This is a genomic window from Pseudomonas sp. NPDC087612, from assembly GCF_044743505.1.
Classification (GTDB): Bacteria; Pseudomonadota; Gammaproteobacteria; order Pseudomonadales; family Pseudomonadaceae; genus Aquipseudomonas.
The window spans coordinates 508,962-525,595 of record NZ_JBIUWO010000002.1 but is presented as its reverse complement, the minus strand read 5'-3'; the positions used below and the strand labels follow the sequence as shown (position 1 = coordinate 525,595).

The following is a 16,634-nucleotide window of genomic DNA, read 5'->3' as shown; positions in this document are numbered from 1 at the left end:
ATGACGCCTGATAAAAAAGTCAAAATCCTTGCCACCCTCGGTCCTGCGATCAAGGGCATCGATGACATCCGCCAACTGGTCGAGGCCGGGGTGAACATCTTTCGCCTGAACTTCAGCCACGGCGAGCACGAAGACCACGCCCTGCGCTACCAGTGGATCCGCGAGGTGGAGAGCCAGCTCAACTACCCGCTGGGCATCCTCATGGACCTGCAGGGGCCTAAACTGCGCGTCGGCCGTTTTGCCGAGGGCAAGGTCCAGCTGCAACGCGGCCAGGCCCTGCGCCTGGACCTGGACAGCACCCCGGGTACGCTTGAGCGGGTCAACCTGCCGCACCCGGAAATCATCGCTGCGCTGGAGCCGGGCATGGACCTGCTGCTCGACGACGGCAAGCTGCGCCTGCGGGTGACCGCCAAGCACAGCGACGCAATCGAGACCGAAGTGCTCAACGGCGGCGAGCTGTCCGACCGCAAGGGCGTCAACGTGCCGCAAGCGGTACTCGACCTCAGCCCGCTGACCGCCAAGGACCGCCGCGACCTGAGCTTCGGCCTGGAGCTGGGCGTGGACTGGGTGGCACTGTCGTTCGTGCAGCGCCCGGAAGACATCGTCGAAGCGCGCCAGCTGATCGGTGACCGTGCCTACCTGATGGCCAAGATCGAAAAGCCCTCGGCGGTGACCCAACTGCGCGCCATTGCCGAGCTCAGCGACGCGATCATGGTTGCCCGTGGCGACCTGGGCGTGGAAGTGCCGGCCGAAAGCGTGCCGCAGATCCAGAAGAGCATCATCAACACCTGCCGCGAACTGGGTAAACCGGTGGTGGTGGCCACGCAGATGCTCGAATCGATGCGCTTCTCCCCGGCCCCGACCCGCGCCGAAGTCACCGACGTCGCCAACGCCGTGGCCGAAGGCGCCGATGCGGTGATGCTCTCGGCCGAAACCGCTTCGGGCGACTACCCGCTGGAAGCGGTGCAGATGATGAGCAAGATCATCCGCCAGGTGGAGAACGGCCCGGATTACCAGGCCCAGCTCGACGTTGGTCGGCCAAAAGCCGAAGCCACCGTGTCGGACGCCATCAGCTGCGCGATCCGCCGCATCAGCGGCATCCTGCCGGTGGCGGTGCTGGTCAACTACAGCGAATCGGGGGCTTCGACCCTGCGCGCCGCACGCGAGCGGCCACGGGCGCCGATCCTCAACCTGACGCCCAACCTGTCCACCGCCCGACGCCTGAGCGTGGCCTGGGGTGTGCATTCGGTGGTCAACGATCGCCTGCGCCAGGTCGACGAGATCTGCTCCACCGCCCTGGAGATCGCCCAGGCCCAGGGCATGGCCAGCCGCGGCGACACGCTGTTGATCACTGCCGGTGTGCCTTTTGGCAAGCCGGGGTCGACTAACACGCTGCGGATCGAGACCTTGATCTGAGGTAGACCGCTCCCACAGGTTTGTGGGAGCTGGCTTGACCCGCGATGAATGCAACACAAACCCCAGGTGGGACAACCCGGCCCAAAGAGGCTCCCCACTCCACATCAACCCAGACTGCCCCCATGTACACCAAGAATTTCGTCAACCCGTGCCCCGACTGGGCCACTGCCTTGCTCAACGGCTTCAGCCAGGTGCTGCTGCAGCGCAATCCGCTGTGTGGCCTGTGCTGCCTGCTGGCTATCACCCTGACCGCGCCCGACCTGGTCGGCGGCGCGCTGCTCGGGGCCCTCGCCGGGCTGCTGACTGCCCAGCGCCGTGGCTACAACCGCACTGACCGCCAGGCCGGCCTGTACAGCTACAACGGCGTGCTGATTGGCCTGCTGATCAGCTATGCCCTGCCCTGGTCGGCGATTCTGCCGCCACTGATCATCGCCGCTGGCGGCCTGAGCAGCATGCTCGTGCACCAGTGGCTCAAGCGCGGCCCCAGGCAACTGCTGCCCGCCTACACCGCGCCATTCGTATTGCTTGGCTGGATGGCGCTGGCCATGGCCGAACCCGCCAGCGCCACCAGCACCAGTGTCGAGGCCAACCCGCTGTTCGCCCTGGCCCGCGGCCTTGGGCAGATCTTCTTGCTCGACCAGCCGCTGGCCGGCGTGCTGATCACCCTCGGCCTGCTGATCTCCAATCGCTACGCCGCCGTCTGGGCCCTGCTCGGCTCGGCCATCGGCGGCAGCGTGGCGTTGATCGGTGGCGAAGCCACGGCGGCCTACAACGGCCTGTTCGGTTTCAATGCCGCCCTCGCCGCCCTGGCCTTCAGCCAGGAACGCCAGCGGCCCTGGCTGCCGCTGCTGGCCATCGTCCTGGCAATTGCCCTGCAACCAGCGGTGAGCCTGCTGCCGGTCGCCGGCCTGACCGCGCCGTTCATTCTCGCCTGCTGGCTGCTGCACGCCGGTGGCCGCCTGCTGCGCTTGCCGGCATCCCACAGCCGGCGTCGCTTGCACAGCTGAGGTGCAGCCCCTAGGCTCTGCCCATCTGCCTTTGGAACGAGCCTATGGACACCCCTTCGAGCTGGCGCGAGCGGCTCTACGTCATCGTCTTTCAAACCGACACCACGGCCGGCCGGCGCTTCGACAAGATCCTCCTGCTGATCATTCTCGCCAGCCTGGTAACGGTGATCCTCGACAGCATCGACGAGGTGCACCAGGGTTATGCCGGGTTGCTGGCGGCCGTCGAGTGGGGCTTTACCGCGATCTTTCTGGTCGAGTACCTGATCCGCTTGTATTGCTCGCCCAAGCCCTTGCGCTACGCCTTCAGTTTTTATGGCCTGGTCGACCTGCTGGCGATCGTCCCGGGGATCATCGCCCTGTACTACAGCGACGCCCAATACCTGCTGATCATCCGCGTCGTACGTATGCTGCGGATCTTTCGCGTGCTCAAGCTCAGCCCCTACCTCAAGCAGGCCCATTACCTGCTCGCGGCGCTGCGCGGCAGCAAGCAGAAGATCATCGTGTTCCTGCTCAGCGTCTCGACCCTGGTCACCGTGTTCGGCACCCTGATGTATGTGGTCGAAGGTCCCGAGCATGGCTTTACCAGCATCCCCAAGGGCATCTACTGGGCGATCGTCACCCTGACCACGGTCGGCTTTGGCGACATCGTGCCAAAAACCCCGCTGGGCCAGGTGTTGTCGTCGATGGTGATGATCACCGGTTACTCGATCATCGCCGTGCCCACCGGGATTTTCACCGCCGAGCTTGCCAACGCCATGCGCGGCGAACAGCTACAGCACGACTGCCCGGTGTGCCGGAAAAACAGCCACGAGCACGGCGCGGCGTTCTGCTCGCGCTGCGGCAATGCGCTGTTTAAAAAAATGGAATAAGCAAAGCACTTTTTAATCTTTTAGCGCCTAAAGCCCAACCGTTATAGTCGCTGGCATAATGCCTTTAACGCTAACTCGAACAAGGAATGCGCAGTGAAAAAACTCTTCAGTGCCTCGCTTCTGGCCGCAAGCCTCGCCTTCGGCTCCGTGGCCCAGGCTGCTCCGGCGCCGCTGCTAAACGTCTCGTACGACGTGATGCGCGACTTCTACAAGGATTACAACGCCGCGTTCCAGAAGCACTGGGAAGCCGAGCACAAAGAGAAGATCACCGTGCAGATGTCGTTCGGTGGCTCGAGCAAGCAGGCCCGTTCGGTAATCGACGGCCTGCCGGCTGACGTCATCACCATGAACATGGCCACCGACATCAATGCCCTGGCCGACAACGGCAAGCTGGTGCCGGACAACTGGGTCACGCGCCTGCCGAACAACAGCGCGCCGTTCACCTCGGCCACTGTGTTCATCGTGCGCAAGGGCAACCCCAAGGCCCTGAAAGACTGGCCCGACCTGCTCAAAGACGGCGTCCAGGTCATTGTGCCAAACCCGAAAACCTCCGGTAACGGCCGCTACACCTACCTCTCGGCCTGGGGCTATGTGCTGAAGAACGGCGGTGACGAGAACAAGGCCAAGGACTTTGTCGGCAAGCTGTTCAAGCAGGCGCCAGTGCTCGATACCGGTGGCCGCGCCGCCACCACCACCTTCATGACCAACCAGATCGGCGACGTGCTGGTGACCTTCGAGAACGAAGCCGAAATGATCGCCCGCGAGTTCGGTCGTGACCAGTTCGAAGTCATCTACCCAAGCGTCTCCGCCGAAGCCGAGCCACCGGTGAGTGTGGTCGACAAGGTGGTCGAGAAGAAAGGCAGCCGCGCCACCGCCGAGGCATACCTGAAATACCTGTGGTCGCCTGAGGCCCAGGAAATCGCCGCCAACAACTACCTGCGTCCGCGTGATCCAGCGGTGCTGGCCAAGTACACCGACCGCTTCCCGAAAGTCGACTTCCTCTCGGTCGAGAAGACCTTCGGTGACTGGCGCACCGTGCAGAAAACCCATTTCAACGATGGCGGGATTTTCGACCAGATCTACACCGGGCAGTAATGGCCTCATCGCGGGTCAGTCGAGGTGACGCCTCGACTTGACCCGCGATTGCTTCACCCCCTATCGAACTTACCCTCCCATTTGCTGATCAGTTCATTGACTACCCTTTCCGTCATCCACGGCTCAAGGAGTGCCCAGTGACCCGATCTTTACTCACCTTGCTGTTCAGTTGCCTGTTGAGCAGCCAGCTGTTCGCCGCCGAACCTTCGCCCGCCGCACCCACACCTGAACCTGAACCCGTGGTCCAGGGCGGCCTGCTCGGCGCCATTGCCGATGGCCTGGACGATGTCAGCTCGGAACTGAATGTCGACAGCCACCTGTTCGACAGCTGGCGCCTGCGCGCCGACCGCGCCGTCAATGAAGTCGATCAACTGGTCAACCGCCACGCCGGTCGCGATGGCCTCGACCTGCTCGGCGATTTCGCCCTGCTGAGCATCACCTGGCTGGTCGCCTTCGCGGTGCTCAGCAACCTCGGCCGCCTGCTGGCCCATCGCAGCAACAACAGCCGCCCGCTGCGCCAACGCCCGCGCCTGCAGAAACTGCTCGGCTACCTGCTGCCCTATACCCTGCCGGCCCTGGCCAGCCTGCCGACCACGCTGTACGTCAGCCACTACCTGGAGCCGTCGGTAGGCCGCGCCCTGGGCCTGAGCCTGGCCTATGCCACCAGCAGCGGTATCTTCTCGACCTCGATCATCCTGTGCCTGATCACCCTGTTCGACACCGGCCACAAGCGCGCGGCGGTGCGCATCATTCGCCAGCTGGCGCCTCGGCCGCTGTTCATGATCGGCTTTCTGGCGGCCTGGAGCGATGCCCTGACCAGCCCGCAGATCGCCCGGCAACTGGGCGGCAACATCACCAGCAGCGTGGCGGTAATCACCGGCCTGCTGGCGACCCTGGCGTTCGCCGTCCTGGTGATTCGCCTGCGCCGCCCGGTGGCGCACCTGATCCGCAACCGCGCGCTCAAGGAGCGCTTGCAGCACCGCGCCGTGCAGGAAACCCTGCGGATCTTTTCCTGGCTCTGGTACCTGCCGATCCTGATGATGATCCTGGTCTCGGCCATCACCCTGATCGGCGCCGGCGAAGAGAGCCAGAAGGCCCTGCAAAACGCTTTGCTGACCACCATTTTGCTGATCGCCACGCTGTTTCTCAGCACCACCTTGCAGCACCTGTTCAAGGCCCACGACATCGAACCCGGGCAACGCCTGCGTCCGTACAAGGAACTGCTGCGCAACCTTGCCCACGCGCTGCTGCGCATCGCCATGGCAGTGGCCTTCATCGAGCTGCTGGGGCGCATCTGGGGCTTTTCGGTGCTCGATTTTGCCCTGCGCAACAGCCTGGGCCGGGCGATCAGTGACTCACTGAGTAGCATCGGCCTGATCCTGCTGGTCACCTGGTTGTTGTGGGTGGTGATCGACACGGCGATCCAGGAAGCCCTCAAGCCTACGGTGGGGCGGCGCTCGTCGCGCCAGCCGAGCACCCGGGTGCGAACCATCCTGCCGATGCTGCGCAATGCCATCAAGATCATCCTGGTGGTGATCTGCACCATCACCACCATGGCCAACCTGGGCATCAACGTCGCGCCCTTGCTGGCCGGCGCCGGGGTGGTCGGCCTGGCGATCGGTTTCGGCTCCCAGCAACTGGTGCAGGACGTAATCACCGGGCTGTTCATCCTCATCGAAGACACCATCGCCATCGGCGACTGGGTGGTGCTCGATTCCGGGCATGCCGGCACGGTCGAGAGCCTGACCATCCGCACCTTGCGCCTGCGTGATGGCAAGGGCTTCGTGCACTCGGTACCGTTCGGCCAGATCAAGGCGGTCACCAACCAGTCACGGCAGTTCGCCTATGCGTTCTTCTCGGTTCAGTTCAGCTACCAGACCGACGTCGACAGCGCGCTGAAACTGATCCGCGAAGTCGGCCAGTCGATCAGCGAAGACCCGCTGCTGCGCCACAGCCTGCAAGGGCCGCTGCAGGTGTTCGGGGTCGACAGCATGAACCTCAACGGCATCACTTTGACCGCGCAGTTTCGCACCAGCTCCGGCGGGCAATATGCGGTCAATCGCGCCTTCAACGAACGGCTGAAAAAGCGCGTCGACCAGACCGACGACGTGAGCTTTGCGCAATACAATCCGCCACCGCAAAAAGTCGCTGAAGAACCGGCCTGATTGCTTTAACCCCAGCGGCCATCGGTGCTAAAGTCGCGGCCATGAACCGCGCCCCCGCCGACCGCCCGCTGATTGCCTGGACCTTGTACTTCTGTGTCCTGTTCAATCTGTTCGCCTGCGGTATCGGTCACGGGCAGATGATGGGCCTGCAACTCAACGGTATCGGCGGCGCCTATTGCTCGGCCATGGGCAGCGCCGGGCCGACGCTGAAAAGCGATTTCGGCGATCAGACGGTGGCCGGCTGGGACAGCATGCAGACCTGCCCGGTGTGCGCTGCCGCCGTGGTTTGCCTGGGCCTGGTACTGGTCATCGGCTGGCTGCTGGCGGTTACCCGGGTACGTCGCTATCACCGTGAACTGCGCAGCAAGGCGCCGCCGCGATATTGCTGGCCGGCCGCCAACCCCCGCGCCTCCCCGCTTCTGGCTTGAACCTCCTGGCAGCCGCTTGGGCTGCCCGAAACCGGCCGTTTTTTGCTGTGCCTGCCTGACAGGTGCAGGCGGCCGCTGGCTCAATTTCCAGAGTGTGATTCATGCCCTACTCCTATCGCCTTTACGGTTGCGCGGCGCTGCTGTGCGCGTTGCCCTTCCACGCTGTGGCCGAGGCGCCGCTGACCCTGCCCGACCTGCGTATCAACAGCCGCGCCGACGCCGAAGACGGCGTGCTGCTCGACACCCCGTCGCAAACCGCTTCGCGCCTTGGCCTCACCCCGCGGGAAACCCCGGCCTCGGTGAGCATCGTCAACCGCCAGCAGATCGAGCAACGCGGCGCGCAGACCACCCAGGACGCGCTTAACGGCGTGCCCGGCATGACCGCCGCCTCACCACCGGGTTCGGCAGGCTCGGTGGCTTACCGGGGGTTTTCCGGGGGGCAGATCACCCAGCTGTTCAACGGCATCAGCGTGCAGTACGACTCGGTTGCCGCGCGCCCGGTCGACAGCTGGATCTATGACCGCGTCGAAGCCGTCGGCGGGCCGTCGAGCTTCCTGTTTGGCGCTGGCGCCGTCGGCGGCTCGATCAACTACATCAGCAAACTGGCCAGCCGCGACGAGAACTTCAACGAAGGCAGGATCAAGTACGGCTCCTACGACAGCAGCGAGACCTCGTTCGGCTTCAACCATGCGCTCAACGACGGCGATGGCATCCGCAACTACGCACGCCTGGATTTCAGCCACAGCAAGAGCAACGGCTATGTCGATCGCGAAGAGCGCGATGCCTGGACCGTGGCGTTCTCGCTGCTCACCGACATCAACGACCAGCTGTCCCACACCCTGGCCGTGGAGTACCAGAACGAAACGGTCGACAGCCCCTATTGGGGCAGCCCGGTGCTCAACCCGCTGGGCGGCGAAATGAAGGTCGACGAGAGCCGCCGCTTCGAAAACTACAACGTCGAGGACGGCCGCTACGAGCAGCGCGTGCGCTGGCTGCGCTCAATCACCGAGTACCGCTTCAACGACAACACCTCGCTGCGCAACACCCTCTACCACTACAACACCGAGCGTGATTTTCGTAACCTCGAAACCTACGCCTACAACGCCGACAACAGCCGGGTCAACCGCTCCAACGCGCTGCTGCAACGCCATGACCAGGAGCTCAACGGCAACCGCTTCGAATTGCTGCACGAGGGCCAGTTGTTCGGCCTCAACAGCCAGTGGTCGGCGGGCCTGGACTACAACCACAACGTGCAGATGACCTACCCGCGCTCGATCACCGGTATTTTCGACAGTGTCGATCCGGCCAGCTTCGAACCCGGGCATTTCTATGACCTGAAGGGCATGGTCCCGGGCTTTCAGAAGAACCGCGAGAACACCGTCGACACCTGGGCGGCGTTCGTCGAGAACCGCCTGCAACTGACCGAGCGCCTGTCGCTGCTCACCGGTTTGCGCTATGACCATATCGACCTCGATGTGCACAACTACCGCACGGTCGATGCCAACAACCCGCTGGACTTCCAGCGCAGCTACGAGCCCACCACCGGGCGCATCGGCCTGGTCTACGAGCTGACCCCGGCGGCCAACGTCTATGTGCAGTACAGCACCGCCGCCGACCCGCCCTCGGGCATGCTCAGCACAGCCAGTTTTGCCACCGTACGCGACTTCGACCTGAGCACCGGCAAGCAGCTGGAAGTGGGCAGCAAGTTCAGTTTCCTCGATGGCCGCGGCGCCGCCACCGTTGCCGCCTACCAGATCGAGCGCAAGAACCTCGCCACCGCCGATGCCGCCAACCCCAGCGTCACCCAGCCGGTGGGCAAGCAGACCTCGCGCGGGGTAGAAGTGGCCGCCTCGCTGCACGTCACACCGAAGCTGTTGGCCGAGGGCAACTTTGCCTACGTCGACGCCCAGTACGACGAGTTCAACGAGAACGTCGGCGGTCGCTCGATCTCGCGCAAGGGCAATACCCCGACCAACATCCCCGAGCGGGTCGCCAACCTGTGGCTGACCTACGACATCGACCCGAGCTGGCAAATCGGTGCCGACAGCCGCTACGTGTCTTCGGTGTATGCCGACGCGGCCAACACCCGCTACGCGCCGGCCTACACGATCTTCGGTGCCTTCGTCGGTTTCAAGGTCGATGACGACACGCGCATCACGGCCCGGGTGCGCAACCTGACCGACGAGGTGTATGCCCGCTGGACCTCCTCGAGCATGCTCTACCTCGGTGCCCCGCGCACCCTGGAGCTGGCCGTGCAGACGCGCTTCTAGGACGCCGCCGATGAAACGTTACCTGTACCTGTGGCACCGCTGGCTGGGCATCGGCTTATGCCTGTTCATGGCCCTGTGGTTCTTCTCGGGGATGGTCATGCTGTATGTCGGCTACCCCAAGCTGACCCCGCGCGAGCACTACGCTCACCTGCCGCAGTTGCGCGTTCAGGATTGCTGCGTCGACCTCGGCACTGCCCTGCGCAGTGCCGATGCCGAGCGCACCCCGGCCAGCATCCGCCTGAGCACGGTGGCCGGCACGCCGCGCTACCTGTTCAGCTATCCAGGCCGGGCCAGCGTGGCGGTAGACGCCCGCACGGGCCAGCGCCTGCAGGCGATCGATCGCGAACAGGCCCTGGCCAGTGCGCATCAATACGATCCGCAGGCAACAGCCCGTTATGCCGGGGTGGTGAGCGAAGACCTGTGGAGCCACTCGCGCGCCCTCGACGCCGAGCGCCCGCTGCAACGAGTGCAGCTCGACGATGGCGAACGCACCCTGCTGTACATCTCCGGCCATACCGGCGAAGTGGTGCGCGATGCCAGCGCCCTGGAGCGCGGCTGGAACCTGGTCGGCGCCTGGCTGCACTGGCTGTATCCGTTGCGCGGCATTGGCGTCGACGGCCTGTGGAGCAACCTGGTGATCAGCCTGTCGCTGGCCGGTACGCTGATGGCGCTGCTTGGCGCGGTGATCGGGATCCTGCGCTGGCGCCTGCGCAAGCCCTACCGCAGTGGCTCGCGCTCGCCCTACCGGGGCTTTGCCCGCTGGCACCATATCGGCGGCTTGCTGTTCGGCGTGCTGGCGATCACCTGGATCTTCAGTGGCTTGATGTCGATGAACCCGTGGCGGCTGTTCAGCAGTTCAGTGCCGCTGAACGTTGCGGCCTATCAAGGCGGGCCATTGACTGCGGCGGCTTTTCCGCTGTCGGCCTCTGAGGCGCTGGCGCGGTTCGACCAGCAAGGTTTCAAGGCCCGTGAGCTGGAATGGCGCTTGATTGCGGGTGCGGGGTACCTGGTCGGTCATGATGGCGCCGGGCGCACACGGGTGCTGTCGATGACCGACGGCCAGGTGCTCGAACGCCTGCCGCGGGAGGTGCTGGAGCGCGCCGCACAAGCGATCCTGCCCCAGGGCCAGATGCACAGCGAGCAGCTTGAAGCCTACGACTTCTACTACTACGCCCGGGCCGAGCAAAGCATGCTCGGCCACCTGGAAAAGCGTTTGCCAGTGTTGCGCGTACGCTTTGCAGACCCGCAACAGACCTGGCTGCACCTGGACCTGTACACCGGCGAAGTGCTGGGTGTACTGGACCGGCCACGGCGCGTGTCGCGCTGGTTGTTCTCGTTGCTGCACAGCTGGGACTGGCTACCGCTGTTGCAACGGCGGCCATTGTGGGATGCCTGGATGATCGCCTTCAGCCTGGGCGGGCTGGTGCTCAGTGTCAGCGGTGTGGTGCTGGGCTGGCGGCGCTTAGCCAAGTAGGAGCGGGCTTGCCCCGCGATAGCATTCTGTCCGCCACATCGCATCGCGGGGCAAGCCCGCTCCTACACAAGGGCCCTGAACACCAGCGCCTTCAAGCCACCCGCCGGATCGCTATCGGGGAATTCCGGCGGGTTGGCCAGACGTTCGACGAAGGCCAGCTCCGGTGCTTGCTCAGCCATGCCTTCGATGAGAAAGTCCGGGCCAACGGCCGGGTCGTTGACGCAGGCCAGCACCGTGCCGCCGGCGTTCAACAACTCCGGCAGGCGCCGCAGGATCTTGCGGTAGTCCTGGGTCAGGACAAAGCTGCCCTTCTGGAAGCTTGGCGGGTCGATGATGATCAAGTCATAGCGCCCGGACTTGCGCACCTTGCCCCACGACTTGAACAGCTCATGGCCAAGAAAACTCACCTTGCCCAGGTCATGGCCGTTGAGCCGATGGTTATCGCGCCCGCGGCTCAATGCCGAGCGCGCCATGTCCAGGTTGACCACCTGCTCGGCGCCACCGGCAATCGCCGCCAGCGAAAAACCGCAGGTGTAGGCGAACAGGTTGAGCACGCGCTTGCCCGCCGCCTGCTCGCGCACCCAGCGCCGACCATAGCGCATGTCGAGGAACAGACCGGTGTTCTGCTTGAGGCCCAGGTCCAGCTGATAGCGCAACCCGTCCTCATCGATCAACCAGTGCTCGCTGGGGGTACCCAGCAGCCACTGGCCTGGGCTGTCCGGCAGGTAGCGGTGCTGAATCAGAATGGCCTGGCCGCACCAGCCTGGCGCCTGGGCAAGCGTCAGGAGCATCTGCTCCAGGGCCGGCAACTGGCCCTCGGGCGGCTGGCGAAACAGCGACACCAGCAACACCCCCTGCAGCCAGTCCACGGTGATCTGCTCAAGCCCCGGCCAGCAGCGCCCGCGGCCATGGAACAGGCGCCGGGTTTCGCTCGGCGCCGGGTCGAGGGCGGCGAGCAGGTGCTGCTGGAGGGTGTCGATCACAGAGGTCATGGGCAGATTCAATCGGGTAAAGCCGCCTATTCTACCTTGCCCCGCCGGTGACAACAGGCCGTTCGGCCATTGATGAACACGATGGGTGAATGTGACCGGTTTTTGTCGCTTTTTTTACCCGACGCCGTTGCCGATAGTGCCTGCACCTTCACTAACGGAATCTTGCCATGCCTGCCCTGAAAATCGAGTTCTTCCACGACGTCGTTTGCGCCTGGTGCTTTGTCCTGGCCCCGCGCCTCAAGCAGTTGCAAGCTGAGTTCGAGCTGGATATCCAGCACCGCAGCTTCATCCTGCAAAGCAGCCGCGAGGCGATGATCCAGCGCTTCGGCTCGATGCCCCAGGCCAAGGAAACCATCCTCGATCACTGGCAGGCCTGCGCCCGCGCCGAGGACGAAAAGCGCATCAATATCCCGGGCATGCGCGAGCAAAGCTTCGAATACCCCAACGGCCTGCTCGCCGCCACCGCCTGCCAGGCGGCCCACGCACTGGCTGGCAATGCCGGTCACGAACTGATGTTCGACCGCCTGCAGTGGGCGCACCTGGTCAAGAACCGCAATATCGGTGACAAGGCCACTGTACTGGCCATCGCTGCAGAGGCCGGCTTCGAGCCGCAAGCTTTTGCCCACAGCCTCGAACACGACGCCCCTGCCTTGCTGGAGCGCGACCTGCAGCAAGGCCGTGAACTGAACTTGCGTTCGGTGCCTTCGCTGGTGATCGCCGAGCGCTTTCGCTTGTCTGAATGCATGACCCTGGAGCAGTTGCGCCAGGTCTTCAGCGATATTCGCGCCAACCTGGACAACAGCGAGGGCTAGGCGAGCGCACGACTGTTGCACTGCTGGCAGTGTTCACCAATCACCCGCACCAGCAACTGCACCTCGGGACTGTGCCGCAGTGCTTCGGGGTAACCGATGTACAAGGGCACGTCCCGCTGGCGCTGATGCTGCAACGCCAGCCGATGCAAGCGCCCGGCAGCCAGCGCATCAATGATCGCGTGCTCGGGCAGCCAGGCAAACCCCATGCCGCGCTCGACCAGGGTACAGGCCGCCGCCAGGCTGCTGACCGTCCAGCGCTGGGAGGTGCCGAGCCAGCCGCTGTTCTGCGGATAACGGGTGCCCGAGTCACGAATCACCACCTGCCGATGCGCATGCAAATCCGCCAGGCCCAGCTCGCCCCGGCTGGCGGCCAGCGGGTGATCGGCGCCGACCACGCAAACCAGCCTGACGTTCAGCAGCAACTCGTGCACATAACCGGCAGGAAGGCTGCTGGCGATCGCCAGCTCGACCTTGCCGTCTTCCAACAGTTCGCGCGCACCGGACAGCGCGGTTTCGTACAGGCGAATCCGGTAGTTTTCGAAGGTCGCCGAAAACCCCTGCAACCCTGCTTGCAGCAGCTCCAGCGGGAACAATACATCGACCGCCAGCGCCAGCTCACTGAGCACCCCCGGCTGATACTGGTTGGCCAATTGTTCAAGCTTTTGCGCCGCGCCGAGCAAATGCTTGGCCTGGGGCAGCAACGCCTGGCCCAAGGAAGTCAACACCGCCTTGCGACCTTCAATGATGAACAACTCCTGGCCAAGCAGCGCCTCCATGCGATTGACCGAATGGCTGACCGCCGACTGGGACTTGAACAAATGCTCGGCAGCTTGCAGATAGCCGCCGCACTCGACCGTGGCGACAAACGCGCGCCACTGCTCGAGACTGATTCTGGAAAACATGCCTACCTCCCTGTCTGCGTTTCAGCGTTGCGCGGCGCCCCGCAACGGGGCCAAGCACAAGCATCTACACTAGCATTCCACCCCTGTGCTGGAGAACGATCATGAGCGACACTCCGTCCATAGTCCTGGTCCATGGTTTCTGGGGCGGCGCCGCCCACTGGAGCCGGGTCATCCTCGAACTGTCACGCCTGGGCCACCGCAACCTGCATGCGGTGGAGATGCCCTTGACCTCGCTTGCCGATGACGCTGAACGCACGCGCAAAATGGTCGCCTCGATACCCGGCAAGGTGCTGCTGGTCGGGCATTCCTACGGCGGTGCGGTGATTACCCAGATGGGCAACCAGGCCAATGTCGCCGGCCTTGTGTACATCGCCGCCTTCGCCCCCGACAGCGGCGAAAGCCCCGGCGCCATCACCGCCAAGAACCCGCCGCAAGCGGCAGCCAACCTGCAACCGGATGGCGATGGCTACCTGTGGATCAAACCCGACAAACTGCACGAAAGCTTTTGCCAGGACCTGAGTAAGGATGAAGGGTTGGTGATGAGCGTGACCCAGAAGGCGCCACTGGCCAGCACCTTCGGTGACACCATCGGTGAGCCCGCATGGAAGCACAAACCCAGCTGGTACCAGCTCTCGACCCAGGACCGGATGATCCACCCGGACAACCAGAAACTCATGGCAGAACGCCTGCAGCCCAAGGAGCTGCTGACCCTGGAGGCCAGCCATGCCTCGCTGGTGTCCAGGGCCGCCGAAGTGGCCGCCCTGATCGATCGCGCAGCCGTCAGTCTGGCTTGACCGCCGGGGCCTTGAGCGCAGGCTTGAACCACCAGCCTTGCTGCATGCCGGCCGCGGCCAGCAGGATCGCGGCCACACCCAGCCATTGCAGCGGCGCCAGGCGATGGCCAAAGGCGAACCAGTCGACGAAAATCGCTGCGATCGGGTAGATGAACGACAGCGCCCCGGTCAAGGCAGTCGGCAGCTTCTGGATCGCGCCGTACAGCAGCACATACATCACCCCGGTGTGGACGATGCCCAGGGTCACCAGGCTGGCCAGCGCACCGACGTCGCCCGGCAGGCCACTGGTATTGGCCCAGGGCGCCAGCAGGAGGATGCCGGTGCACACCTGGATCAGCGCGATCAGGTGCGGCGGCGTGCCGCTCAGGCGCTTGATGATCAGCGCCGCCACGGCATACAGAAACGCCGCGCCCAGGGCCAGGGCGATGCCCAGCAGGTAGTCGTTGCCAGTGCCATCCTGGCTGCCATGGGCACTGACGATCGCCAGCATGCCGGCAAAGGAGACCGCTAGCCAGAACAGCTTGGGCGCGGTGATTTTCTCACCGAGAAACAGCGCCGCCAGGCCCACCAGCATGAACGGCTGGACGTTGTATACCGCAGTGCCGATTGCAATCGAGGCGCGTGAGTAGGAGGCAAACAGCAGCACCCAGTTGCCGACGATGGCCACGCCGCTGAGTACCGCCAGGGCGAAGGTGGCCAGGGTCAGGATACCGGGCTTGAGAAAGCCCATGGCCAGGCAGATCAGCAGCAAGGTGCCAGCACCGAACACACAGCGCCAGAACACCACATCCAGTACCGGTTGCCCGGACACCAGCACGAACCAGCCAATGGTCCCGGATATCAACATCGCGGCGACCATCTCGAACGACCCACGGCGGATTGAACTGTCCATCACTCACCTCCTTGACGATGGGCAAATTATGGCAAGGGCAGCGGCGACCGTTCCAGTGGATAAAACAGGCTAGACTGACCTTGTACCTTTACTATCAAGGCAGTTTTCGCATTTTGCCTAACGAGGCCTGTATGACCGACGATATCGACCAACTGTTGATCAAGGCACTGATGGAAGACTCGCGGCGCTCGCTCAAGGCCCTGGCGCAGCTCAGCGGGCTGTCAGCACCGAGCGTCAGCGAACGCCTGCGCCGCCTTGAAGAGCGTGGCGTGCTCAAGGGCTACACGGTAGAGATCGACCCGCGCTGCTTCGGCTACCAGCTACAGGCCATCGTCCGCGTGCGGCCGCTGCCCGGGCAACTGCAGGAAGTGGAGCGGCAGATCATGGCCATCCCCGAGTTCACCGAGTGCGACAAGGTCACCGGCGATGACTGCTTTATCGCGCGCCTGCACGTGCGCTCGATGGAAGAGCTCGATACCGTGCTGGACAAGCTCAACAGCCACGCCGAGACCAACACCGCGATCGTCAAGAAGACCCCGGTGAAACGGCGCTTGCCGCCGATGGCCTGATAACAGCGCAGAAACTACTGCACCGGCTCACTCGACGGCCTGGCAATCAGGCCCTTCAGTTCACTGGTCATCGCAAACTCCAGGTTCAGGCCATTGGGCGGGATCGGCTGCTGGAACCAGCGGTTGTAGATCGACTCGATGCGCCCGCTGCGATAGACATCCGCCAACGCTTCATTGACCAGCGCCAGCAAGCCGTCATCGCCCTTGCGCACCATGCAACTGTAGATCTCCTTCGATTGCGCCTCGCCCACCACCACCCAGTCGTGCGGATTGCGCGCCTTGGCCCGCTCGCCGTACAGCAGCGCATCATCCATGTAGAACGCCGCCGCGCGCCCGGACTGCAGCATCATGAACGCCTCGCCGTGGTCCTTGGCACTGATCACCGAAGCCCCCAACCGGTGCTCCAGGTTGTAGTTCTTCAGGTACTTCTCGTTGGTGGTGCCGGCGGTGCTGACCACATTCTTGCCCTTGAGGTCATCCAGGCCCTGGATGCCGCTGTCTTTTTTGGTCAGCAACTGGCCTTTGACGAAAATAAAGCCATAGGAGAAATCCACCTGCTTCTGCCGCTCGGCGGTGACCCCGGTGGTGCCGCACTCCAGATCGACCGTGCCGTTCTGCACCAGCGGGATGCGCGTCTGCGAAGTCACCAGGTTGTAGCGCACCTTGAGCGGCGGCACCGCCAGCTTGGCCTGCAGGTGCTTGACGATCTCAGCCGCAAGATCGACCGAATAGCCCATGGGCTTGCCGCTGTGGTCGCCCACATAAGAAAACGGAATGGACGAGTCGCGATAGCCGAGGGTGATGCTGCCGGATTCGGCGATTTTCTTCAGGCTGCCGCTGAGCGCCGGCGTTTGCGCCAGCAGCGGCTGCGCGAAGCACAATGACAGGGCAAGCAGAGCAGGACGGTGCAAACGGGTAATCGACATCGGGACACTCCTTGCGGTTGTTG

Annotated in this window: 15 protein-coding genes; 11 read left to right on the top strand and 4 right to left on the bottom strand. The window is 64.0% G+C overall.

The genetic code is table 11. The features are described from left to right. From pyk to ACIOVF_RS06085, 8 genes are all read left to right on the top strand, one after another. Positions 1 to 1,416 carry a pyruvate kinase gene (gene pyk, locus ACIOVF_RS06120; protein ID WP_045200392.1) on the top strand — a complete coding sequence of 472 codons (1,416 nt, stop codon included), beginning with the start codon at positions 1 to 3 and terminating at the stop codon, positions 1,414 to 1,416. A gap of 122 nt (positions 1,417 to 1,538) precedes the next feature. Further along, a complete protein-coding gene (locus ACIOVF_RS06115) occupies positions 1,539 to 2,423 on the top strand; it encodes an urea transporter (RefSeq protein ID WP_401288193.1) in 885 nt (294 codons plus the stop codon). Between the two features lie 44 nt (positions 2,424 to 2,467). Next, the gene (locus ACIOVF_RS06110; RefSeq protein WP_045200389.1) at positions 2,468 to 3,292 is read left to right on the top strand and encodes an ion transporter; all 825 of its coding nucleotides are present in this window, start codon (positions 2,468 to 2,470) and stop codon (positions 3,290 to 3,292) included. 93 nt (positions 3,293 to 3,385) lie between these two features. Next, positions 3,386 to 4,387, top strand: coding sequence for a sulfate ABC transporter substrate-binding protein (locus ACIOVF_RS06105; RefSeq protein ID WP_123568109.1), 1,002 nt, complete (start codon positions 3,386 to 3,388; stop codon positions 4,385 to 4,387). A 137-nt stretch (positions 4,388 to 4,524) separates the two neighbouring features. Continuing rightward, the gene (locus ACIOVF_RS06100) at positions 4,525 to 6,552 is read left to right on the top strand and encodes a mechanosensitive ion channel family protein (RefSeq protein WP_401288188.1); all 2,028 of its coding nucleotides are present in this window, start codon (positions 4,525 to 4,527) and stop codon (positions 6,550 to 6,552) included. Between the two features lie 41 nt (positions 6,553 to 6,593). After that, the gene (locus ACIOVF_RS06095) at positions 6,594 to 6,980 is read left to right on the top strand and encodes a DUF2946 domain-containing protein (RefSeq protein WP_093385520.1); all 387 of its coding nucleotides are present in this window, start codon (positions 6,594 to 6,596) and stop codon (positions 6,978 to 6,980) included. A 101-nt stretch (positions 6,981 to 7,081) separates the two neighbouring features. Further along, positions 7,082 to 9,250 (top strand): TonB-dependent receptor, encoded by a 2,169-nt coding sequence (locus ACIOVF_RS06090; RefSeq protein WP_401288186.1) that lies wholly within the window; start codon positions 7,082 to 7,084, stop codon positions 9,248 to 9,250. Positions 9,251 to 9,260: 10 nt separating this feature from the next. Next, positions 9,261 to 10,724 carry a PepSY domain-containing protein gene (locus tag ACIOVF_RS06085; RefSeq protein WP_401288183.1) on the top strand — a complete coding sequence of 488 codons (1,464 nt, stop codon included), beginning with the start codon at positions 9,261 to 9,263 and terminating at the stop codon, positions 10,722 to 10,724. 62 nt (positions 10,725 to 10,786) lie between these two features. Here ACIOVF_RS06085 and ACIOVF_RS06080 read toward each other — a convergent pair whose 3' ends face one another. Further along, positions 10,787 to 11,716, bottom strand: coding sequence for a class I SAM-dependent methyltransferase (locus tag ACIOVF_RS06080; RefSeq protein WP_401288180.1), 930 nt, complete (start codon positions 11,714 to 11,716; stop codon positions 10,787 to 10,789). A 167-nt stretch (positions 11,717 to 11,883) separates the two neighbouring features. On the opposite strand from ACIOVF_RS06080, the gene ACIOVF_RS06075 reads away from it, so the two are divergent. Beyond that, complete coding sequence (locus ACIOVF_RS06075) at positions 11,884 to 12,528, top strand: DsbA family protein (protein ID WP_213602037.1); 645 nt, start codon at positions 11,884 to 11,886, stop codon at positions 12,526 to 12,528. Here ACIOVF_RS06075 and ACIOVF_RS06070 read toward each other — a convergent pair. Next, a complete protein-coding gene (locus ACIOVF_RS06070; protein WP_213602038.1) occupies positions 12,525 to 13,430 on the bottom strand; it encodes a LysR family transcriptional regulator in 906 nt (301 codons plus the stop codon). The genes ACIOVF_RS06075 and ACIOVF_RS06070 overlap by 4 nt on opposite strands. 101 nt (positions 13,431 to 13,531) lie before the next feature. Here ACIOVF_RS06070 and ACIOVF_RS06065 point away from each other — a divergent pair, with 101 nt between their 5' ends. Beyond that, positions 13,532 to 14,224 (top strand): alpha/beta hydrolase, encoded by a 693-nt coding sequence (locus tag ACIOVF_RS06065; RefSeq protein WP_045200372.1) that lies wholly within the window; start codon positions 13,532 to 13,534, stop codon positions 14,222 to 14,224. On the opposite strand, the gene ACIOVF_RS06060 is transcribed toward ACIOVF_RS06065, so the two are convergent. Next, a complete protein-coding gene (locus tag ACIOVF_RS06060) occupies positions 14,211 to 15,116 on the bottom strand; it encodes a DMT family transporter (RefSeq protein ID WP_093385546.1) in 906 nt (301 codons plus the stop codon). The two genes, ACIOVF_RS06065 and ACIOVF_RS06060, sit on opposite strands and share 14 nt — an antisense overlap. A 131-nt stretch (positions 15,117 to 15,247) precedes the next feature. Between ACIOVF_RS06060 and ACIOVF_RS06055 the strand changes: the two genes are divergently transcribed. Further along, positions 15,248 to 15,685 (top strand): Lrp/AsnC family transcriptional regulator, encoded by a 438-nt coding sequence (locus ACIOVF_RS06055; protein WP_045200368.1) that lies wholly within the window; start codon positions 15,248 to 15,250, stop codon positions 15,683 to 15,685. A gap of 14 nt (positions 15,686 to 15,699) precedes the next feature. Here ACIOVF_RS06055 and ACIOVF_RS06050 read toward each other — a convergent pair whose 3' ends face one another. After that, positions 15,700 to 16,611, bottom strand: coding sequence for a transporter substrate-binding domain-containing protein (locus tag ACIOVF_RS06050; protein ID WP_177329173.1), 912 nt, complete (start codon positions 16,609 to 16,611; stop codon positions 15,700 to 15,702). Between the last annotated feature and the right edge of the window lie 23 nt (positions 16,612 to 16,634).

Coding starts and splice junctions, on each gene's coding strand:
- pyk (WP_045200392.1), top strand. CDS start 1: ATGACGCCTGATAAAAAAGTCAAAATCCTTGCCACCCTCGGTCCTGCG.
- ACIOVF_RS06115 (WP_401288193.1), top strand. CDS start 1,539: ATGTACACCAAGAATTTCGTCAACCCGTGCCCCGACTGGGCCACTGCC.
- ACIOVF_RS06110 (WP_045200389.1), top strand. CDS start 2,468: ATGGACACCCCTTCGAGCTGGCGCGAGCGGCTCTACGTCATCGTCTTT.
- ACIOVF_RS06095 (WP_093385520.1), top strand. CDS start 6,594: ATGAACCGCGCCCCCGCCGACCGCCCGCTGATTGCCTGGACCTTGTAC.
- ACIOVF_RS06090 (WP_401288186.1), top strand. CDS start 7,082: ATGCCCTACTCCTATCGCCTTTACGGTTGCGCGGCGCTGCTGTGCGCG.
- ACIOVF_RS06085 (WP_401288183.1), top strand. CDS start 9,261: ATGAAACGTTACCTGTACCTGTGGCACCGCTGGCTGGGCATCGGCTTA.
- ACIOVF_RS06080 (WP_401288180.1), bottom strand. CDS start 11,716: ATGACCTCTGTGATCGACACCCTCCAGCAGCACCTGCTCGCCGCCCTC.
- ACIOVF_RS06075 (WP_213602037.1), top strand. CDS start 11,884: ATGCCTGCCCTGAAAATCGAGTTCTTCCACGACGTCGTTTGCGCCTGG.
- ACIOVF_RS06070 (WP_213602038.1), bottom strand. CDS start 13,430: ATGTTTTCCAGAATCAGTCTCGAGCAGTGGCGCGCGTTTGTCGCCACG.
- ACIOVF_RS06065 (WP_045200372.1), top strand. CDS start 13,532: ATGAGCGACACTCCGTCCATAGTCCTGGTCCATGGTTTCTGGGGCGGC.
- ACIOVF_RS06060 (WP_093385546.1), bottom strand. CDS start 15,116: ATGGACAGTTCAATCCGCCGTGGGTCGTTCGAGATGGTCGCCGCGATG.
- ACIOVF_RS06055 (WP_045200368.1), top strand. CDS start 15,248: ATGACCGACGATATCGACCAACTGTTGATCAAGGCACTGATGGAAGAC.
- ACIOVF_RS06050 (WP_177329173.1), bottom strand. CDS start 16,611: ATGTCGATTACCCGTTTGCACCGTCCTGCTCTGCTTGCCCTGTCATTG.